The organism is Pseudoxanthomonas sp. F37 (genome assembly GCF_022965755.1).
Taxonomy (GTDB): Bacteria; Pseudomonadota; Gammaproteobacteria; order Xanthomonadales; family Xanthomonadaceae; genus Pseudoxanthomonas_A.
This window is the reverse complement of sequence record NZ_CP095187.1, coordinates 1,590,967-1,609,189: the sequence shown is the minus strand read 5'-3', so window position 1 is coordinate 1,609,189 and position 18,223 is coordinate 1,590,967. Positions and strand designations below refer to the sequence as shown.

The following is an 18,223-nucleotide window of genomic DNA, read 5'->3' as shown; positions in this document are numbered from 1 at the left end:
ATCCCTGTGCCATACGAAAACGCCGTCATCCATGACGGCGCCCTGCGGGTTTTACCCGGCCCACTCGCCGTGCCTCATGGGGGCCCCGAAAAGCAGGAGCAACAGCACATGCAGATCGCGGGCGCGGACGCGTTTGCTTTTGCCCCTGGGGCCCCTTAGGTCCGGCAGTCCCGGCGGGTAAAACCCGCAGGGCGGCGCACAAGGATGTGCGCCGTTTTCGGCCGGGGCAGGATGCCCCGTCCGAAAATTCCCGCCGGGACTGCGCACCCGCCGCTCAGCGGCGGGCGGACCGCCGGGGTGTGTTTCTTTTGCTTACTTTTCTTTGCACAAGCAAAGAAAAGTAAGGCCCCCGCGGCCAGCGGCGCCATGCTTCAAAGGAGAAAAGCCCATCCCAGTGGGCCCAAGAACCGAAGCCCAACGCGAAGCTGGCTACCGCCAAGGCAGGCCCAAGGTACGGACTTCGTTAGCGCTCACCCCAATCCTCTCTCCCACAGGGACGTCCTTCGGTCGCCGCAGGGAGAGGACTTTGGGGGTTCCGGCGGCATGGTTCAGCGCAGCTCGAACCGGTCCGCATCCAGCATCGCCGGGAACCGTTCCCGATGCGCCACCAGCGCTTCAGCCGAAATCGTCGTTGTCACCACACCCTCGCCCGCCGGCAACTCCACCACCGGCTGCCCCAGCATGTCGACCACCGCACTGTCGCCCGCATACTCCAACCCATTGCCATCCGTGCCCGCACGATTCACCGCCGCCACGTAGCACAGGTTCTCGATGGCACGCGCCCGCAGCAGCGTCTTCCACGCATGAGCGCGCGGTGCCGGCCAGTTGGCGACGAAGAGCTGCAGGTCGAAATCCAGCTGTCCCGCCCGCTCCACGTCGTAGCGGTTGCGTGCGAACACCGGGAAGCGCAGGTCGTAGCAGACCAGCGGATTGATCCGCCACCCCTTCCACTCGACCGTCAGCCGGCCGCTGCCTGCCGCATACCGCTTGTGCTCGTTGGCGTAGCGGAACAGATGGCGCTTGTCGTAGTGCTGCAGGCTGCCATCGGGCGTGGCGAACAGCAGGCGGTTGAACACGCCGTCCGCTGTGCGCAGCTGCACGCTGCCGGTCACCGCCGCGCCCAGCCTGGACGCCTGTTCGCGGATCCATGCCACCGTGGCGCCGTCCATGCCCTCGGCCTGATCGATGGCCTCGTTGCTGAAGCCGCTGGTGAAGGTCTCCGGCAGCACCACCAGATCGGACTGTCCGGCCAGCGGCGCGATCAGGCCAGCGTAGTAGTCGCGGTTGCCCGCCGGGTCGTGCCAGCGGGTTTCGCCCTGGACAAGGGAAATGCGCAGGTCCTGCATGGATTCTGTCTCCAGACCGCCGTCAAGTGACGACGATCGCAATGGTTCCGACGTCATCCCAGCGAACGCTGGGATCCATTGGCTTTGCCACTTCCCGGACCTGGAGCAAAACCAGATGGATTCCGGCTTGAACAGCCATTCGGCTGTTGAAAGCCGCCGGAATGACGGATCACTACAGCGCTTTCAACCGCGCGATCGCCGCATCCAGCGTCGCCTCGTTCTTGGCGAAACACAGCCGCGCCAGGCGCTGGCCGGCCGGCGGCGTTTCGTAGAACGGCGACAGTGGAATCGCGGTGACGCCGTGCTCGACGGTCAGCCACTTCACGAACTCGGCATCCGGCAGGTCGCTGACGGCGGAATAGTCGACCAGCTGGAAGTAGCCGCCCGGCACCGGCAGCGGCTTGAACTTCGTGCCCAGCAGCTGTTCGCGGAAGCGGTCGCGCTTGTCCTGGTAGAACGCGCCCAACTGTTCGTAGTGCTCCGGCTCCTGCCGGATCATCGCGGCGAACGCATGCTGCGCCGGCGCGAACGTGCAGAACACGTTGTACTGGTGCACCTTGCGGAGCTCGGCGCTCAGTGCCGGCGGCGCGATGGCGTAGCCGATCTTCCAGCCGGTGCAGTGGTAGGTCTTGCCGAAGCTGGAGACCACGAAGGCGCGCGCGGCCAGTTCGGGATAGCGCAGGATGGACTCGTGGCGGCGGCCGTCGAACACGATGTGCTCGTACACCTCATCGGAGATCAGGTAGATGCCGGTGCCTTCCAGCAGCGCGGCCAGCGCGCGGATGTCGGCCTGGTCGAACATCGCGCCGGACGGGTTGTGCGGGCTGTTGACGATCAGCAGGCGCGTCTTCGGCGTGACGGCCGCGCGCACGCGGTCCCAGTCCACCGCGAAGGTCCGCGGATCCAGCGGCACGTGCACGGCGCGCGCGCCGGCCAGGTCGATGGCCGGTTCGTAGCTGTCGTAGGCCGGGTCCAGCACGATGACTTCTTCGCCCGGGCGCACCACCGCGTGGATCGCGTTGAACAGCGCCTCGGTGGCGCCGCTGGTCACGGTGATCTCGGTGTCCGGGTCGACCTGGCGGCCGTAGCAGCGCAGCACCTTCTCGGCGATGGCCTGGCGCAGCGGCGGCACGCCCGTCATCGGCGCGTACTGGTTGTGCCCGGCGCGCATGGCCGCGTCCAGTTCGTCCACCAGCCGCTGCGGCACCGCGAAGTCCGGGAAGCCCTGGCCCAGGTTGACCGCGCCGTGCTCGGCGGCGAGCTGCGACATCACGGTGAAGATGGTGGTGCCCACCTTGGGCAGCTTGGTCTGCGGCTGGAACATCCCGGTTCAGGTACTCGGCGGAGGGGGAGCACGGAGTGTACGCGCTCGGCGTTACGCGCGATGATGCGGCCATGGCCGAACACAGCGTTCCTGCCGACGGCACCGCGAACGGGGACGTGCCCGAATCCGAGCGCGCACGGCTGGCCAGCGCCTGGGCAGCGGCGCACTACTTCGTCACTCTTGGCCGCAGGGAATGGCTGTTCTGCACGGGCCTGACCGCGCCGGAGATCGAGCGGCAGCTCATGGCCGACCGCTATCTGTTCATCACGGCCTGGAATCCGCCACCGGGCGAGACCCCGCGCGCCGACAACCATGCCGCCCAGGCCCGGCTGGAGGCGCGCGTGCACGCGCTGGGGCTGACGCTGCACCCCGCGCTGGGCTGCGACCACCGCGGCGGCATGGCCGAGTACGGCTGCCTGGTCCTGGACGCCACCCTGGCCCAGGCCGATGCGCTGGCGCGGGAATTCGGCCAGGGCGGCACGCTCTGCTGGAGCGCCGGCCAGCCCGTCCGCCTGCGCATGATGTGGCCGCGCCCGGCCAATGCCGATGGCGATCCGCACACCGACTGGGTGGGCTGACCCGCCGGTACGGCGCGGGGCGCGACGGTCTGTCGCAGGCGGCCGGGTCGGCGGCTCCGTTTAGAATGGGCGGCTGAGCCTTCAGGACACCCCAGCCTCCCTTCCGGGAACGCCCGATCCGATGACCGACGCCGCTCCCTCCCATCCGCCGTTGCTGGCCGCCCAGGGCCTGACGTTCTCGCGCAACGACGAGCCGGTGTTCGGGCCCCTGCAGTTCGCCGTGGACGCGGGCGAGGCGCTGCTGGTGCAGGGCGGCAACGGCGTGGGCAAGACCACCCTGCTGCGCGTGCTTGCCGGGCTGCTGCGCGCCGATGCCGGCCGCATCGATATCGACGGACAACCCGCCGGCCCGTCCCGCCGGGCGCATGCGATGGCCTATCTGGGCCACCTGCCCGCGCTGAAGGCCGACCTGAGCGCGCTGGAGAACCTCGACTTCCTCTGCGGCCTGCATGGCCGCCGTGCGCGGCAGATGCCCGGCAACGCACTGGCCATGGTCGGCCTGGCCGGCTACGAGGACGCCCTGGCGCGGCAACTCTCCGCCGGGCAGAAGAAGCGCCTCTCGCTGGCCCGCCTGTGGCTGTCGCCCTCGCCGCTGTGGCTGCTGGACGAGCCCTACGCCAACCTCGACCTGGACGGCATCACCCTGGTGAACCGGATGATCTCGGCGCACCTGCGCGACGGTGGCGCGGCCCTGGTCACCACGCACGGCGCCTACGCGGCGCCGCCGGTGCAGACCCGCATGCTGCTGCTGGAGCGTCCGGCATGAGCGCCGCGCCTTCCCTGCTCCAGACCGCACGCGCGCTGGTCGTGCGCGACGTGCGGCTGCTGTGGCGCCGTCGCGGCGATGCGCTGCAGCCGGCACTGTTCGCGCTGCTGGTGGTGGTGCTGTTCGCGCTGGGCCTGGGCACCTCGCCGCAGGCGCTGTCGAAGGTGGCGCCCGCGGTGCTGTGGGTCGCCGTGCTGCTGGCCGGGCTGCTGTCGCTGGACACGCTGTTCCGCGGCGATGCCGAGGACGGCTCGCTGGAACAGTGGATCCTGGCCCCGGTGCCGCTGGCCTGGCTGGTGCTGGTGCGGGTGCTGACCCACTGGGCCACCACCGCCCTGCCGCTGGTGCTGGCCGCGCCGCTGCTGGGCGAGATGCTGCACCTGCCGCGCAGCGAGTGGCCGATGCTGCTGGCCACGCTGGCCCTGGGCACGCCGCTGCTGAGCCTGCTGGGCGCGGTGGTCGCCGCCCTGACGGTCGGCATGAGGCGCTCTGGTATCCTTGTGGCCCTGTTGGCGCTGCCGCTGTACGTGCCGGTGCTGGTGTTCGGCGCCGGCGCCGTGGCCGCCCACGCGCAAGGGCTGGATGCCTCCGGCGCCCTCCTCTGGCTGGCCGCCGGCCTGCTGCTGTCGCTGCTGCTCGCCCCGCTGGCCGCCGCCGCGGCGATCCGCATCGCCCTGACCTGAAGACCGACGCCGCGCATGAATCCCCAGGCCGTATGAACCCACTGCTCCGCTGGTTCCACCAACTCGGTTCGCCCCCCTACTTCGACCGCTTCGCGGCGCGCTGGACACCGTGGTGCTATCTGGCCGCCCTCGTGCTGTTGGGCGTCGGCCTGTGGCAGGCGCTGTTCGTGGCCCCGGCCGACTACCAGCAGGGCGACAGCTTCCGCATCCTCTACATCCACGTGCCCAGCGCGTGGATGAGCATGTTCGTGTTCGGCCTGATGGCGTTCTACGCGGCCATCGCGCTGGTCTGGCGGATCAAGCTGTGCGAGATCCTGGCCATGGCCTGCGCGCCCACCGGCGCGGCGTTCACCGTCATCACCCTGGCCACCGGCAGCATCTGGGGCAAGCCGATGTGGGGCACGTGGTGGGACTGGGACCCGCGCCTGACCACCGAGCTGCTGCTGCTGTTCCTGTACCTGGGCGTGATGGGCCTGTACGGCGCCATCGACGACCGCCGCAACGCCGCGCGCGCGGCCGGCCTGCTGGCCATCGTCGGCGTGGCGCTGCTGCCGGTGATCCGCTACTCGGTGGTGTGGTGGAACTCGCTGCACCAGGGCCAGACCATCCGCGTGTTCGGCGAGTCCAGCATGGACAGCAGCATGACCCTGCCGTTGGTGCTGATGGTGATCGCGACGAAGTTCTGGTTCGCCGGCTCGCTGCTGGCGCGCGCGCGCGCCGACAACCTGCGCCGCGAGGCCGGCAAGGACTGGGTGGCCAGACTCGCCGCCGCGAAGGGAGCCGCGCAGTGACCTACCTGGAATACGTCATCGGCGCCTACGCCGTGTTCGCCCTGGTGCTGGCGTGGGATTTCCTCGCACCACGCCTGCAGGTGCGGCGCGAACTGCGCGCCGCCCGCCTGCGCGCCGCGCGCGAGACCCGCCGCCACGCCGCCCCCGCCGACCTGGAACGCTGACCGCATGAATCCCGTCCGTCGCCGCCGCCTGCTGTTCGTGCTGCTGGCCCTGCTGGTGGCCGGTGCCGCCACCGCGCTGATCGCGATGGCCCTGCAGCGCAACGTGGCCTACCTGTACACGCCGGCCGAGGTGCTGCGCGGCGATGCCAGCGAGCGCGCCCGCTTCCGCCTGGGCGGCATGGTCGAGAAAGGTTCGTTCGAGCGCGAGAACGGCTCGCTGGTCTCGCACTTCCGCGTCACCGATGGCGATGCGCAGCTGACCGTGCGCTACGACAAGATCCTGCCGGACCTGTTCCGCGAGGGCCAGGCCGTGGTCGCCACCGGCGCCATGCAGGACGGCGTGTTCGTGGCCGAAGACGTGCTGGCCAAGCACGACGAGACCTACATGCCCAAGGAAGTCGCCGACAAGATGGGCAAGGCGCACCAGAAGCACGACGTGCAGACCGCACCGGCGGGGTCATCGAATTGATCCTCGCGCCTGCCGACCATTCCCGTCTCCCCGCGTGCGGGGAGAAGGTGGCCGCAGAGCCTGCCGCGTACTCGATACGGGGCCGGATGAGGGGCGCGTTTGCTTTCAGGCGCCGCTGTCGGACATCCCGTCCGCGCACCCGGATGTGCGCGGATGGTTCGCAACTCCGCGACGCCGCTCGCCCCTCACCCGCCTTCGGCACCCACCCCGGCCGGGCGCAGCGCGCCCGGCGTTCAAACGATCTGCGCGGCATGCCGCGCAAGCAGATCGTTCTCACCCCCGTCCGCAGGGCGAGGGAATGGATGACTGATGCTCCCTGAACTCGGACAAATCGCGCTGATCCTGGCCCTGCTGGTGGCCGCCCTGCAGGCGCTGCTGCCGCTGGCCGGGGCGCATCGCAACAAGGCCGCCTGGATGGACGTGGCGCGTCCGGCCGCCTACGCGCAGCTGTGGCTGGTGATGCTGGCCTTCATCGCGTTGACGGTGGCGTTCGTGCGGCAGGACTTCTCGGTGAAGTACGTCGCCGACAATTCCAACTCCCTGCTGCCGATGGTCTACCGCTATACCGCGGTGTGGGGCTCGCACGAGGGCTCGCTGCTGCTGTGGGCGCTGGTGCTGGCCATCTGGACCGGCGCGGTGGCGCTGTTCTCGCGCCGCCTGCCCGAGGTGGTGATGGCGCGGGTGCTGGGCGTGATGGGCGTGGTGGCGGTGGGCTTCCTCGCCTTCCTGATCTTCACCTCCAATCCCTTCATCCGCCTGCTGCCCTCGCCCGGCGAAGGCCGCGACCTGAACCCGCTGCTGCAGGACCCGGGGATGATCATCCATCCGCCGCTGCTGTACGTGGGCTACGTGGGTTTCGTGGTGCCGTTCGCGTTCGCCATCGCCGCCCTGCTGGACGGCCGCGTGGACGCGCGCTGGCTGCGCTGGACGCGGCCGTGGACCAACATCGCCTGGGGCTTCCTGACCCTGGGCATCGCCCTGGGCAGCTGGTGGGCCTATTACGAACTGGGCTGGGGCGGCTGGTGGTTCTGGGACCCGGTGGAGAACGCCAGCTTCATGCCCTGGCTGGTGGGCGCGGCGCTGATCCACTCGCAGGCCGTCACCGAGAAGCGCGGCGCCTTCCGCGGCTGGACCCTGCTGCTGGCCATCGCGGCCTTCTCGCTGTCGCTGCTGGGCACGTTCCTGGTGCGCTCGGGCGTGATCACCAGCGTGCACGCCTTCGCCGCCGACCCCAGCCGCGGCGTCTTCATCCTGGTCTTCCTCGGCCTCGTGATCGGCAGCTCGCTGCTGCTGTATGCCTGGCGCGCGCCGCAGCTGGCCGATGAGGCCTCGGAGAAGTCGTATTTCGCCGCCGGCTCGCGCGAGACGCTGCTGCTGGCCAACAACCTGCTGCTGGCCGCGGCCTGCGCGATGGTGCTGCTGGGCACGCTGTACCCGCTGATCGCCGACGCGCTGGACCTGGGCAAGATCTCGGTCGGCCCGCCCTACTTCAGCCTGCTGTTCATCGTGCTGATGGCGCCGCTGGTGGCGCTGGTGCCGTTCGGCCCGCTTACCAAGTGGCAGCGCGACAAGGCCTCGCGCCTGGGCGCGATGCTGCTGCCGTGGCTGCTGCTGTCGCTGGTGCTGGCCGTCGTGGCCTATTTCGTCGCGCCGCAGGGCAAGCTGAAGGCCGCCGCCGGCATCCTGGGCGCGGCCTGGGTCGGCCTGGGCACCGTGCGCTTCCTGTGGTCGCGCCTGCGCGCCAACGGCCGCTTCACCCCGGAGATGCTGGGCATGACGCTGGCGCACACCGGCATCGCCGTGTTCCTGGTCGGCGCGCTGCTGGTGGAAGCGCTGAACGTGCAGCGCGAACTGGCGGTGAAGCCGGGCCAGACCGTCGAGGTCGGCCGCTGGGGCTTCCACTTCCAGGGCGTGGATGAGACACAGGGCCCGAACTACCTGTCCGACCGCGGCCACGTGCAGGTGCTGCGCGACGGCCGCCCGGTCACGCTGCTGCACCCGGAGAAGCGCGCCTATGCCAGCGGCGGCCAGGTGATGACCGAGGCCGGCATCCGGCCCGGCGTGCTCGGCGATGTCTACGTCGCCATCGGCGAACCCCTGGGCGATGGCGCCTGGGCGCTGCGCGTGCACATCAAACCCTTCGTCCGCTGGATCTGGCTGGGCGCCGCGCTGATGGCGCTGGGCGGCTTCGTCACCGCCGCCGACCGCCGGTTCCGCAACCCCCGCAAGTCCGAGGCGACCCCCGCATGAACAACGCGTCCGAACTCCCGCCCTCGCCCCCGCGCTCACGCGGCGCGCTGACGTTCGCGCTGGTCATCATCGGCCTGTTCTTCGTCGGCCTGATGGGCCTGCTGTACTACGGCGTGAAGCAGTCCGACCGCGCCGGCCGCGACGCGCTGCCCTCGCCGCTGATCGGCAAGCCGGCACCGGCCTTCGACCTGCCGCTGCTGCACGAACCCAACAAGCGCGTGACCAACGCCGACCTGGCCGGCCAGCCCTACGTGATGAACGTATGGGGCAGCTGGTGCCCGGAATGCCGGGTCGAGCATCCGGTCCTCACCCAGTTCGCGCTGACCAAGCGCGTGCGCTTCATCGGCTACAACCTGAAGGACGAACGCCCGGACGCCCTGCGCTGGCTGGAGCAGTTCGGCAACCCGTACATGATGGTGCTCGCCGACGTGGAAGGCCGCACCGCCATCGACTGGGGCATCTACGGCGCGCCCGAAACCTTCCTGGTGGACGGCAACGGCGTGATCCGCTGGAAGCACGTCGGCGCCATCGACCAGGCCATCATCGACCACCAGTTGATTCCCGCGCTCGAGAAGATCGAAGCCGGCCGATGAGTACTTCTCCCGTCCTGCTGCTGCGCGCCTTGCTGCTGGCCCTGCTGGTCGCCGTCGCCGCGCCCCTCTTCGCCCAGGCCAGCGACCCCACCCCGCTGCAGTTCAACGATGCGGCGGAAGAAGCCCGCTTCCACAAGCTCACCGCCGAACTGCGCTGCGTGATGTGCCAGAACCAGTCGCTGGCCGATTCCAACGCGCAGATCGCCCACGACCTGCGGCGCGAGGTGCTGGAGCTGATGCGCCAGGGCAAGGACGACGCGCAGGTGAAGCAGTTCCTGGTGGACCGCTACGGCGAGTTCGTGCTGTACAAGCCCGACGTGGCGCCCGGCACCTACATCCTCTGGTTCGGGCCGCTGTTGCTGCTGCTGGCCGGCGGCGTGTGGGTCGGGCGCATCGTGGCGCGCCGCGCCAAACAGCCGGGCCCCGTCACCGACGACAACGACCAGGAGTGGTGATGACCGCCTTCGTGATCCTCGCCATCGTGCTGTCCGTGGCCGTGCTGCTGGCGGTGCTGTGGCCGCTGTGGCGCGATGCGCGCGGGCTGGTGCTGGCCGGCGTGGCGACGCTGGGCGTGGCCACCTTCGCGCTGTACCGCGTGGTCGGCACGCCCGCCGCGCTGGAACCGCAGGCCACCGCCACCATGCCGACCACGCTGGAAGAGGCCATCGGCCAGCTGGAGGCCGAGCTGCAGAAGAAGCCGAACGAACCCGAAGGCTGGCGCCTGCTGGGCAAGTCCTACGCCGCGCTGCAGCGCTACGCCGATGCGCAGAAGGCCTTCGAGCGCGCGGTGCAGCTGATGCCCGACGACGCCGACCTGCTGGTGGAAGCCGCGCAGGCGCGCCTGTTCAACAACGCCGAACGCAAGTTGGATGCGCGGGCCCGGGAGCTGCTGGACAAGGCCATCGCGATCAACCCCGACCACCAGCGCGCGCGGTGGTTCGTGGGCCTGGCGCAGCGGCAGGAAGGCAAGCACGCCGAGGCCGCGAAGACCTGGGAGCCGCTGCTGGCGAAGGTCGACCCGAATACCGCCGCCACCCTGCGCACCCAGATCGACGAAGCCCGCGCCGAAGCCGGCCTGCCGCCGCTGGCCGATGCCGCGCCCGCCGCGGACGCATCGCCGGCGCTGCTCACCGTCACCGTGGACCTCGCGCCCGCACTGGAAGAGAAGCTGGCGCCGGGCGACACGCTGTTCGTGTTCGCGCGCCAGGTGGGTGGCCCGCCGATGCCGGTCGCGGCCAAGCGCCTGCCGGCGTCGGCGTTCCCCGTCACCGTGCCGCTGGGCGACGGCGACAGCCCCATGCCCACGCTGAAGCTGTCGCAGCTGCCGCAGGTGCAGCTGGTCGCGCGCATCGCCAAGGGCAACGGCCCCGCCGCGCAGTCCGGCGACCTGGAAGCCGCCGCCGTCACCGCCGAGGTCAAGGCCGGCAACCGCTACACGCTGACGATCGATCGGGTGGTGCCGTAGGGCCGCACGCGGCAGGCGTTGCGCATCCGCATCTGTCGTACGCCTCCGCATCCGTTGTAGGAGCGCCCCATGGGCGCGATGCTTTTCAAGGCGGCGGCCATCCGGCTCACAAGCATCGCGCCCATGGGGCGCTCCTACACGGGCATTCTTGTACGCGGTCGTTGCTGAAATGGCATCACCCCGCCGCATTGCCTACACTGCCGCGATGACCGAATTCATTCCCCCCGGCACCCGCTTCCATCCCCTGCCCTCGCCGTTCCGCATGAAGCGCGGTGGCGCGCTGCATGGCGCGCGCATGGCCTACGAAACCTGGGGCACCTTGAACGAGCGCCGCGACAATGCGGTGTTGATCGTCACCGGGCTGTCGCCGGATGCGCATGCCGCGCGCACGCCCGGCAACCCGGCCGACGGCTGGTGGGAGCCCATGCTGGGCCCGGGCAAGCCGATCGACACCGACCGCTGGTTCGTCGTGTGCGTGAACTCGCTGGGCAGCTGCAAGGGTTCCACCGGCCCGGCCTCGGTCAATCCCGATACCGGTGCGCTGTACCGCCTGGACTTCCCCGAGCTGTCGGTGGAAGACGGCGCCCACGCGGCCTTCGACGTGGTGCGCGGGCTGGGCATCGAACAGCTGGCCTGCATCATCGGCAATTCGATGGGCGGGATGACCGCGCTGGCCTATCTGCTGCTGCATCCGGGCGCGGCGCGCACGCACATCAACATCTCCGGCAGTGCGCAGGCGCTGCCGTTCTCCATCGCCATCCGTTCGCTGCAGCGCGAGGCGATCCGGCTGGACCCGCACTGGAACGGCGGCCAGTACGACGACGACACGTATCCGGAATCGGGCATGCGCATGGCGCGCAAGCTGGGCGTGATCACCTACCGCTCGGCGCTGGAATGGGATGGCCGCTTCGGCCGGGTGCGGCTGGAGTCCGACCGCCCGGACGAGGATCCGTTCGGCCTGGAGTTCCAGGTGGAAAGCTATCTGGAAGGCCATGCGCGCCGCTTCGTGCGCCGCTTCGACCCCAATTGCTATCTCTATCTCAGCCGGTCGATGGACTGGTTCGACATGGCCGAATACGCGGACGGGGATGTCATGCGGGGGCTGGCGAAGATCCGCGTGCAGCGGGCGCTGGCCATCGGGGCGGCCACCGACATCCTGTTCCCGCTGCAGCAGCAGCAGCAGATCGCCGAGGGCCTGGCCGCCGGCGGTGCGCAGGCGGAGTTCCTGCCGCTGGAATCGCCGCAGGGCCACGATGCGTTCCTGGTGGACTACGACCGCTTCGGCCCGGCGGTGGCGGGGTTCCTGGGGTCGATCTGACCGCAGTTGCTCTCTTCTCCCCCGCGGCGGGGAGAAGGCGCGGAAGGCGGATGAGGCTGGGGGGAACCTCAAAGCTGTTCCTTCTCCCCGCGAGACGGGGAGAAGGTGCCCGGAGGGCGGATGAGGGGCGAGCGCGGTATCGCCCCGGCGCCGATGCGTTCCCTCTCCGTTCGCCCCTCACCCGCCCGTTGGGCACCCTCTCCCCGCCGCTAAGCGGGGCGAGGGAAACGCCGACCATCCCGCACCGCAAAACCCCGTCCGCGCCCACCCGGCTAAACTGGGCGCACCTTCTTACCGGGGCCGTCCCATGACCCTCGATTTTCCCGGCGCCGACAAGCTGGTCGCCTCGCTGGATGCGGCCGTCGCACTGGGCGACGACCGTGCCGTCACCGATGCGCTGCGCAAGTCGCTGTGCGAACTGATCTGCGACCAGGAGGTCAGCCTGCCGGCCTGTGTGCTGGAGCCGATCGCCGACCATTACGCGCGCCGTGAGCTGTACACCAGTCCGGAGCATGGCTACAGCGTGATCGCGATGACGTGGGGCCCGGGCCAGGGCACCAAGATCCACGATCATTCGGGCATGTGGTGCGTGGAGGGGGTGTGGCGGGGGCGGCTGGAGATCACCCAGTACGAGTTGGCCGAGCGCGATGACGTGCGGTACCGGTTCGTGCCGGCGGGCACCATCGAGGCGGGCACGGGGTCGGCGGGCAGCCTGATCCCGCCGCACGAGTACCACACCATCCGCAATCCCAGCGACAAGGCCATCGCGGTGAGCCTGCACGTGTACCAGCGCACGATGGTCCGGTGCGGGATCTACACGCCGGAGGACGAGGCCGGTGGCGGGGGCTGGCAGCGGCGCGGCGAGCGCCTGCTGGGCACCGATCAGGTGAATTGAGGCGCTGTAAGGCCCCCGGCCTGTCGGCGGGGGTGCCGGCTCGGCTATACTTCGCCTCCGCGCCGGAGTGGCGGAATGGTAGACGCAGCGGACTCAAAATCCGCCGCCCTTAAAAGCGTGTGGGTTCGAGTCCCACCTCCGGCACCACGATCAGACCCTGGACATCCGGGGTTTTTTCGTTTGTGAGGCCTAGGTATCTCGTAGGATGGGATGAGGCGCTGGCAGTTCTCAACGGCGATGCCGGGCTACCCGTCATTGCCGCATGCCGGCATCATGGCAATCGGTACTGAACCCTTCCCACGAGTTTTTACAAACACTATCTGCTTACAAGGAAGACCCAATGACAAGCAAAACTCTTGCGGACATACGGCAGGTGGATTTCGGTCGACTGGATGCAGAGAGCGATCCGAAGCTCACAGACTTCTTTCTGGACACCGGAGTTACGGAACATATCCGCAAAGGTGAGCGGATGATCGTGCTAGGCCGTAAAGGGTCGGGCAAGACTGCATTGTTTCGTGAAGCAAGGTTTCCGACGCCGCAAGTCGTTCGCCTCGAGTTTGATGACTATGCGTGGGACGCTCACAAAGCCATCCAAGAACTTGGCGGCACAGCCGACACCAGATACATGGCGTCATGGGTCTTCACATACCTTGTAGCAGCCTGCCGCGCGTGGATGAAATCGCCTCACAAGGACGTCAGTGCCGCCGCAACCGCCCTCCATCTAAAAATATATGGAGCGGATGCCGTCGGGGACACCCTCGATATACTGTTCGATAGAGCAAAACGCTTGAGAAAACTCGAACTCCCGAATGCAGGCGATATTGGCGGCTTGGGCGCGGTGGAGTTTAAAGATGCGGCGGAAGGAGCGACCCTCGCAAGGACCGCTCACGAGTGGAACAAGCAACTCGAGGCACTCGCGACTCAATGCCTTAAGAAGCACCCGCTGAGTATCTTTATCGATAAACTGGACGATGGATGGGATGCCTCAGATGAAATTAAGCTGATGCTCGCAGGCGCGATCAAAGCCGCGCGCAACCTCAACATCGTATTCAAACAAGCAATGCGAACGCCTTTTGTAGTTTTGTTCCTCAGGACGGACATCTACGATCTCTTACGCTTTGGCGACAAAGGGAAACTGGCTCAGGATATTGAAAAGATCGTTTGGACAGACGATGCACTCATTAAAATGGCAAGCAAACGCATCGCTGATGCTTGCCCTGTCACCATCGAGGACGCCTGGGACTCGGTGATTTCAACTCAGCGAATCCGCCAAAGAACGACGATAAAAAAATACATCCTGAAGCGCACAATGCGTCGCCCAAGAGACTTGATTTCGTTCTGCTTAGAGATAAAGAAAGCGGCGCAAAAGAACGGTGTGTCTATCGCAACACGCGACGAAGTTTATGCAGCCGAAGATTCCTACTCTGAACACATCTACGGTGAACTTGTAGACGAAATGCATAAGCAACTACCTAACACCGACGATTACTTTCTAACATTGAATCGTATTGGCCACGCGAAGTTCAATAAAGCGACGTGGGTGGCGACGGTAATGGAAGTGTCCCCCTCATGTAGCGACCCCACAAAGTGGCTGAGTGATCTTTACGACTACGGCGTCGTGGGCGTTCCCATTGTCGGAGGAAAGAAGGGCGGCAGCAAAGTAGAGTTCGTTTACGACACAAAGTTTCCGCAAAAGAATTTCAGCGGCGAAGTAGTCGTCCACCCCGCCCTTATAAAAGTATTGAAGCTAAAGGAAGGCTCGGCCGGCGATCCCTCTCCAGTTGAGTATGATGACGAAGAGGACGAGGCAATCTCCGATACCACAGATCATCCCGCTCCCCAACAACGTAGTGACTGACTCCGAGCTCATAGTTTGCATTGATGAATTGAAATTCAAATCTGCACGCCCTATGGCGCTGGGCTTCGCAAGCTCACCCCAACCTGTTCCTTCGATCCCGCACAAAACAAGGGAGCCATACGCCCCTTGTTATGCACCTATCCAACCGTAATCGGCATGCCCTACGCCGACGCTGCACTCTCCACCAACGGCTCCTCATCCTCTTCCGGCTCGCCCCTCGCCAGCTTGTTCTTGAACCGCACCGATAACTGCTTGCGCAACGAATCCAGGCCGCCGCACTGGCCGTCAAGCTTGAGCAGCTGGTAGCCCTCCACGCTGTTCGGGATGATCCGAGTGCGGGCTAAGTTCGCGAGCATCGGGTTCGCCGCCATGGGAGATATCGCGCCCATCGTCATAGGGAAATGGCCTCACCAGACGTCTACCGTGATGGATGGGCGCTGTTCGCAGCCCGTGCACTGTCGAGCAATGATCAAAGACCACCCGAATCCGTACATCCAAGCCTCGCTCCGCGAGCTCTCGGCCGCCCTGGACCGGTGTGCAGGCCAACTGCAGACGGCGAATGGGACCTTTGAGCGGCAGGATATGGCCCATCTGCTCCTCGCCACCGCCAAGCGCCTTGCCCCCAAGGACAAACGCCGGGGAGAGCCGGCCAATCGTGTGCGCGCGGATGCAGACGTCCTTCCAGAGTTCTGGCCGCGCTACGAACTTGAGAAGCGCGCGATGCGCTGGCACCTGTTCCACCAAGCCACCGAGGCCGCCGGACTCACGCCTGCTGACTTCGATGCGTACTTCACACTGACAGGGCGGCCCCTGGCGGACCGCGTCCTGGAAAGCGAAGACGGCTACCGCGAAGCCCTGGATTGGATTGAAGAAGCCCGCCGTGTAGGTGACTGGGCTTCTCGCCAAGTTGAGTAGAACCCTAGCTTTGGCCAAGAAGCAGGGGTCAGAGTGCAATTGCTTCCGGACGACCGGTGAACCTCGCGACGCCCTAGCACCGCGCATGCCGGGTGTCAGTCATCAGCCAAGCGCACCCTAAGGCTCGCTCTGGAACACCAGCGTCACCTTGGGCCTCGCCGGATCACCCGCGCTGTACTGCGTCTGCGGAAAGTTGGGATAGTCCGGGTAGCTCGCATGCAACGTGTCGTTGGACCGCCACCGCAGCTTCAGCGGTGCGTGGTCGAAGGGCGCATCGAATCCGGCAACGCCGGTGGAGGCCATGCACTCGGCTTTGCGCGAAGACTCCAGCACCATGACCTGGGTGCGGCGGTAGGTGGTCAGGCTGCAGCCGCAATGGCGCAGCTCGGCCTTCAGCGTGCCGTCGGGAGATGGCAGAGTGTCGACGTATTCGTCCACACAACCGCAGGCGGTCAGGCCGGACAACAACACACACGGAACCAAGACGCGGGACAGCTGCTTCATAACTGAGCGACTCCCAAACGACACGACACTCCTGCCCCCATCCTGCCAGCCACGCGCGCCACTGCGAAGCGAAAAAAAGGGAGGCGCGCCGCGCCTCCCACCCTAAATTTATATAACGCCCCGGGGCTTGCGGCAAGGCCCGCCGCGCGCCGCAGTATCGCCGGCCTGCCGCTGTGGCAGGCCGCCGGAACACCACCCCCATGCGCCATACCGAGATCTACTACCACGGCACCAAGGCCAGGCTGGCACCCGGCGACCTGATCGCCGCGGGCTACACCTCCAACTTCGGCAAGCGCCGCACCGCCCGGTACGTCTACCTCACCGCCATGCTGGAAGCCGCCATCTGGGGCGCGGAACTGGCCGTCGGCGAAGGCCACGGACACATCTACATCGTCGAACCGACCGGCCCGTTCGAGGACGACCCCAACCTCACCAACCAGCGTTTCCCCGGCAATCCCACCCGCTCCTACCGCACGCGCGACCCCCTGCGCGTGGTCGCCGAAGTGAAAGGCTGGATAGGCCACACGCCCGAACAGCTCACCACCATGCGCGAGCGCCTGGCGGAACTGGATCGGCAGGGCGTGGAAGCCATCGAGGACTGAGGCGCGGCCGCGTGCGGTGTCCGTTTCGTGTTCGCCGGCCTACGAGGCCGGATCGAACCCGAACACCCGCAGTTCCTGATCGCAGCGGCAGGCCTTCGCAAGCCGCGCCGCCCACGCGATCGCCTCCTCGCGCGAGGGCAGTTCCAGCACGGTGAAGCCGCCGGTGAGCGGCGGCGCCCACGGATAGCCGCCTTCGGCCACCGCGCCGTCGGCCGACACGCGCAGCGGCGGCTCGCGCTCGTCGATGCCGCCGCCGAAGACGTACACACCCGCGGCCTTCGCCTGCTCGATCACCGCGTGCGAATCGCGGCCCGCCGCGTCCAGTTCGTCCCCGCTGGCGACCATCGCCGCGCTGGGGAAGGAGATCAGGTATTTCATTCGGGCGTCCTCTGCTGGCCGGGCGACGGCATCGGGCGGGACGGTGGCGCAGCCCCGCGCGCGTGCAATCCAACCTACCCTCACCCGTCAAACCGCTCAACCCTGCGCAGCGCGCCGCCCCGCATAATCCGTCCACCTCAGGCACACGTGGTGGAACACGCATGAAGACGATCGGACTGATCGGCGGGATGAGCTGGGAATCGACGCTGCCCTACTACCGCCTGCTCAACGAAGGCATCCAGGCCCGGCTGGGCGGCCTGCATTCGGCGCAGATCGTGCTGTACAGCGTGGACTTCCACCCGATCGAACAGCTGCAGCGCGCCGGCGACTGGGACACCGCGGGCGCGCTGCTGGCCGAGGCGGCGCGCCGCGTGCAGGCGGCCGGGGCCGACCTGCTGGTGCTGTGCACCAACACCATGCACAAGGTGGCGCCGCAGATGGAGGCGGCGGTCACCATCCCGCTGCTGCACATCGCCGACGCCACCGCCGCGGCCATCACGGCGGCCGGCCATCGCACCGTCGGCCTGCTGGGCACGCGCTTCACGATGGAACAGGACTTCTACCGCCAGCGCCTGCATGAGCGCCATGGCCTGCAGGTTCTGGTGCCGGATGCGGACGAGCGCACCCGCGTGCACGAGGTGATCTACGACGAACTGTGCCGCGGCGTGGTGCGCGACGCCTCGCGCCAGGACTACCGCCGCGTCATGGACGCGCTGGTCGCCCGCGGTGCCGAGGCCATCATCCTGGGCTGCACCGAGATAGGCCTGCTGGTGGGGCCGCAGGACGCACGCGTGCCGCTGTTCGACACCACCGCCCTGCATGCCGGCGCCGCGGTGGAGGCCGCGCTGGCGGACTGAGCCCTCAGCCGGCGCGCGGCAGACGGGCGACGACCTTGATCTCGAAGTCGAAGCCGGCCAGCCAGTTCACGCCGAGGGCGGTCCAGGCCGGGTACGGCGCCTGCGGGAAGATGTCGTCCTTGACCGCCAGCACGGTGTCGAACTGGCGCTCGGGATCGGTGTGGAAGGTGGTCACGTCCACGATGTCGTCCAGTCCGCAGCCCGCGGCGCGCAGGGTCGCCTGCAGGTTGGCGAATGCCAGGCGCACCTGCGCTTCGAAATCCGGCTCGGGCGAGCCGTCCTCGCGGCTGCCCACCTGCCCGGACACGAACAGGAAGCCATCGGCGCGCACCGCGGGCGAATAGCGGTGATGCTCGTACAGGGCCTGGCGGCCGGCGGGAAACACGACGTCACGGGAAGGCATGGGGAATCTCCTGGGCGGGACCGGCGGCCCCGGAATGTGCGGACCACTCTAGGCAGTACGGCAA

At 67.7% G+C, this 18,223-nt stretch carries 22 protein-coding genes and 1 tRNA gene; 17 read left to right on the top strand and 6 right to left on the bottom strand.

The features are described 5' to 3' along the window. Positions 1-548 precede the first annotated feature (548 nt). A complete protein-coding gene (locus tag MUU77_RS07465) occupies positions 549-1,346 on the bottom strand; it encodes an amidohydrolase (RefSeq protein ID WP_245093350.1) in 798 nt (265 codons plus the stop codon). A gap of 172 nt (positions 1,347-1,518) precedes the next feature. Next, positions 1,519-2,670: a pyridoxal phosphate-dependent aminotransferase gene (locus MUU77_RS07460; protein WP_245093348.1), complete on the bottom strand. Its 1,152-nt coding sequence runs from the start codon at positions 2,668-2,670 to the stop codon at positions 1,519-1,521. A 71-nt stretch (positions 2,671-2,741) separates the two neighbouring features. Between MUU77_RS07460 and MUU77_RS07455 the strand changes: the two genes are divergently transcribed. The 14 genes from MUU77_RS07455 to MUU77_RS07390 all read left to right on the top strand — a co-directional run bounded on the left by MUU77_RS07455 (position 2,742) and on the right by MUU77_RS07390 (position 14,500). Continuing rightward, positions 2,742-3,248 carry a DUF3293 domain-containing protein gene (locus MUU77_RS07455; protein ID WP_245093346.1) on the top strand — a complete coding sequence of 169 codons (507 nt, stop codon included), beginning with the start codon at positions 2,742-2,744 and terminating at the stop codon, positions 3,246-3,248. A 121-nt stretch (positions 3,249-3,369) separates the two neighbouring features. After that, entirely contained in the window at positions 3,370-4,014 is a 645-nt protein-coding gene (gene ccmA, locus MUU77_RS07450; RefSeq protein ID WP_245093344.1) for a heme ABC exporter ATP-binding protein CcmA, read from the top strand. After that, complete coding sequence (ccmB, locus tag MUU77_RS07445) at positions 4,011-4,697, top strand: heme exporter protein CcmB (RefSeq protein WP_245093342.1); 687 nt, start codon at positions 4,011-4,013, stop codon at positions 4,695-4,697. Before ccmA ends, ccmB begins: the two co-directional genes overlap by 4 nt. Positions 4,698-4,729: 32 nt before the next feature. Further along, positions 4,730-5,488, top strand: a complete 759-nt coding sequence (gene ccmC / locus MUU77_RS07440; protein ID WP_245093340.1) for a heme ABC transporter permease CcmC — start codon at positions 4,730-4,732, stop codon at positions 5,486-5,488. After that, the gene (gene ccmD / locus MUU77_RS07435; RefSeq protein WP_162108470.1) at positions 5,485-5,652 is read left to right on the top strand and encodes a heme exporter protein CcmD; all 168 of its coding nucleotides are present in this window, start codon (positions 5,485-5,487) and stop codon (positions 5,650-5,652) included. Before ccmC ends, ccmD begins: the two co-directional genes overlap by 4 nt. Positions 5,653-5,656: 4 nt before the next feature. Next, positions 5,657-6,121, top strand: coding sequence for a cytochrome c maturation protein CcmE (ccmE, locus tag MUU77_RS07430; RefSeq protein ID WP_245093338.1), 465 nt, complete (start codon positions 5,657-5,659; stop codon positions 6,119-6,121). A gap of 309 nt (positions 6,122-6,430) precedes the next feature. Next, positions 6,431-8,371: a heme lyase CcmF/NrfE family subunit gene (locus MUU77_RS07425; RefSeq protein WP_245093336.1), complete on the top strand. Its 1,941-nt coding sequence runs from the start codon at positions 6,431-6,433 to the stop codon at positions 8,369-8,371. Between the two features lie 92 nt (positions 8,372-8,463). Further along, entirely contained in the window at positions 8,464-8,964 is a 501-nt protein-coding gene (locus tag MUU77_RS07420) for a DsbE family thiol:disulfide interchange protein (RefSeq protein ID WP_245094299.1), read from the top strand. Beyond that, entirely contained in the window at positions 8,961-9,419 is a 459-nt protein-coding gene (locus tag MUU77_RS07415; protein ID WP_245093334.1) for a cytochrome c-type biogenesis protein, read from the top strand. The genes MUU77_RS07420 and MUU77_RS07415 overlap by 4 nt, the downstream gene beginning before the upstream one ends. After that, positions 9,419-10,429 carry a tetratricopeptide repeat protein gene (locus MUU77_RS07410; protein ID WP_245093332.1) on the top strand — a complete coding sequence of 337 codons (1,011 nt, stop codon included), beginning with the start codon at positions 9,419-9,421 and terminating at the stop codon, positions 10,427-10,429. The genes MUU77_RS07415 and MUU77_RS07410 overlap by 1 nt, the downstream gene beginning before the upstream one ends. Before the next feature lie 205 nt (positions 10,430-10,634). After that, positions 10,635-11,747 carry a homoserine O-acetyltransferase gene (locus MUU77_RS07405; RefSeq protein WP_245093330.1) on the top strand — a complete coding sequence of 371 codons (1,113 nt, stop codon included), beginning with the start codon at positions 10,635-10,637 and terminating at the stop codon, positions 11,745-11,747. A 307-nt stretch (positions 11,748-12,054) separates the two neighbouring features. Continuing rightward, the gene (locus MUU77_RS07400; protein ID WP_245093328.1) at positions 12,055-12,642 is read left to right on the top strand and encodes a cysteine dioxygenase family protein; all 588 of its coding nucleotides are present in this window, start codon (positions 12,055-12,057) and stop codon (positions 12,640-12,642) included. 61 nt (positions 12,643-12,703) lie between these two features. Next, positions 12,704-12,789: transfer RNA gene (locus MUU77_RS07395), tRNA-Leu, on the top strand. Positions 12,790-12,904: 115 nt separating this feature from the next. Next, positions 12,905-14,500: a hypothetical protein gene (locus tag MUU77_RS07390; protein WP_245093326.1), complete on the top strand. Its 1,596-nt coding sequence runs from the start codon at positions 12,905-12,907 to the stop codon at positions 14,498-14,500. Positions 14,501-14,661: 161 nt separating this feature from the next. Here MUU77_RS07390 and MUU77_RS07385 read toward each other — a convergent pair whose 3' ends face one another. Beyond that, on the bottom strand, positions 14,662-14,871 hold the full coding sequence (locus MUU77_RS07385; protein WP_245093324.1) for a hypothetical protein: 210 nt from the start codon (positions 14,869-14,871) through the stop codon (positions 14,662-14,664). Between the two features lie 94 nt (positions 14,872-14,965). On the opposite strand from MUU77_RS07385, the gene MUU77_RS07380 reads away from it, so the two are divergent. Then, on the top strand, positions 14,966-15,415 hold the full coding sequence (locus MUU77_RS07380; protein WP_245093322.1) for a hypothetical protein: 450 nt from the start codon (positions 14,966-14,968) through the stop codon (positions 15,413-15,415). Positions 15,416-15,532: 117 nt separating this feature from the next. On the opposite strand, the gene MUU77_RS07375 is transcribed toward MUU77_RS07380, so the two are convergent. Next, on the bottom strand, positions 15,533-15,919 hold the full coding sequence (locus tag MUU77_RS07375; protein ID WP_245093319.1) for a hypothetical protein: 387 nt from the start codon (positions 15,917-15,919) through the stop codon (positions 15,533-15,535). Positions 15,920-16,119: 200 nt separating this feature from the next. On the opposite strand from MUU77_RS07375, the gene arr reads away from it, so the two are divergent. Continuing rightward, positions 16,120-16,521 carry an NAD(+)--rifampin ADP-ribosyltransferase gene (arr, locus tag MUU77_RS07370; protein WP_245093317.1) on the top strand — a complete coding sequence of 134 codons (402 nt, stop codon included), beginning with the start codon at positions 16,120-16,122 and terminating at the stop codon, positions 16,519-16,521. A 39-nt stretch (positions 16,522-16,560) separates the two neighbouring features. On the opposite strand, the gene MUU77_RS07365 is transcribed toward arr, so the two are convergent. Then, a complete protein-coding gene (locus MUU77_RS07365; RefSeq protein ID WP_245093315.1) occupies positions 16,561-16,899 on the bottom strand; it encodes a YciI family protein in 339 nt (112 codons plus the stop codon). 161 nt (positions 16,900-17,060) lie between these two features. Here MUU77_RS07365 and MUU77_RS07360 point away from each other — a divergent pair, with 161 nt between their 5' ends. Further along, positions 17,061-17,756, top strand: coding sequence for an aspartate/glutamate racemase family protein (locus MUU77_RS07360; protein ID WP_245093313.1), 696 nt, complete (start codon positions 17,061-17,063; stop codon positions 17,754-17,756). A gap of 4 nt (positions 17,757-17,760) precedes the next feature. On the opposite strand, the gene MUU77_RS07355 is transcribed toward MUU77_RS07360, so the two are convergent. Continuing rightward, positions 17,761-18,159, bottom strand: a complete 399-nt coding sequence (locus tag MUU77_RS07355; RefSeq protein ID WP_245093311.1) for a RidA family protein — start codon at positions 18,157-18,159, stop codon at positions 17,761-17,763. Positions 18,160-18,223: the final 64 nt, after the last annotated feature.

Bases quoted from the DNA above. Each gene is read 5' to 3' on its own strand.
- MUU77_RS07465 (WP_245093350.1), bottom strand. From the start codon at position 1,346: ATGCAGGACCTGCGCATTTCCCTTGTCCAGGGCGAAACCCGCTGGCAC.
- MUU77_RS07460 (WP_245093348.1), bottom strand. From the start codon at position 2,670: ATGTTCCAGCCGCAGACCAAGCTGCCCAAGGTGGGCACCACCATCTTC.
- MUU77_RS07455 (WP_245093346.1), top strand. From the start codon at position 2,742: ATGGCCGAACACAGCGTTCCTGCCGACGGCACCGCGAACGGGGACGTG.
- ccmA (WP_245093344.1), top strand. From the start codon at position 3,370: ATGACCGACGCCGCTCCCTCCCATCCGCCGTTGCTGGCCGCCCAGGGC.
- ccmB (WP_245093342.1), top strand. From the start codon at position 4,011: ATGAGCGCCGCGCCTTCCCTGCTCCAGACCGCACGCGCGCTGGTCGTG.
- ccmC (WP_245093340.1), top strand. From the start codon at position 4,730: ATGAACCCACTGCTCCGCTGGTTCCACCAACTCGGTTCGCCCCCCTAC.
- ccmE (WP_245093338.1), top strand. From the start codon at position 5,657: ATGAATCCCGTCCGTCGCCGCCGCCTGCTGTTCGTGCTGCTGGCCCTG.
- MUU77_RS07425 (WP_245093336.1), top strand. From the start codon at position 6,431: ATGCTCCCTGAACTCGGACAAATCGCGCTGATCCTGGCCCTGCTGGTG.
- MUU77_RS07420 (WP_245094299.1), top strand. From the start codon at position 8,464: ATGGGCCTGCTGTACTACGGCGTGAAGCAGTCCGACCGCGCCGGCCGC.
- MUU77_RS07415 (WP_245093334.1), top strand. From the start codon at position 8,961: ATGAGTACTTCTCCCGTCCTGCTGCTGCGCGCCTTGCTGCTGGCCCTG.
- MUU77_RS07410 (WP_245093332.1), top strand. From the start codon at position 9,419: ATGACCGCCTTCGTGATCCTCGCCATCGTGCTGTCCGTGGCCGTGCTG.
- MUU77_RS07405 (WP_245093330.1), top strand. From the start codon at position 10,635: ATGACCGAATTCATTCCCCCCGGCACCCGCTTCCATCCCCTGCCCTCG.
- MUU77_RS07400 (WP_245093328.1), top strand. From the start codon at position 12,055: ATGACCCTCGATTTTCCCGGCGCCGACAAGCTGGTCGCCTCGCTGGAT.
- MUU77_RS07390 (WP_245093326.1), top strand. From the start codon at position 12,905: ATGCCGGCATCATGGCAATCGGTACTGAACCCTTCCCACGAGTTTTTA.
- MUU77_RS07385 (WP_245093324.1), bottom strand. From the start codon at position 14,871: ATGGCGGCGAACCCGATGCTCGCGAACTTAGCCCGCACTCGGATCATC.
- MUU77_RS07380 (WP_245093322.1), top strand. From the start codon at position 14,966: ATGATCAAAGACCACCCGAATCCGTACATCCAAGCCTCGCTCCGCGAG.
- MUU77_RS07375 (WP_245093319.1), bottom strand. From the start codon at position 15,919: ATGAAGCAGCTGTCCCGCGTCTTGGTTCCGTGTGTGTTGTTGTCCGGC.
- arr (WP_245093317.1), top strand. From the start codon at position 16,120: ATGCGCCATACCGAGATCTACTACCACGGCACCAAGGCCAGGCTGGCA.
- MUU77_RS07365 (WP_245093315.1), bottom strand. From the start codon at position 16,899: ATGAAATACCTGATCTCCTTCCCCAGCGCGGCGATGGTCGCCAGCGGG.
- MUU77_RS07360 (WP_245093313.1), top strand. From the start codon at position 17,061: ATGAAGACGATCGGACTGATCGGCGGGATGAGCTGGGAATCGACGCTG.
- MUU77_RS07355 (WP_245093311.1), bottom strand. From the start codon at position 18,159: ATGCCTTCCCGTGACGTCGTGTTTCCCGCCGGCCGCCAGGCCCTGTAC.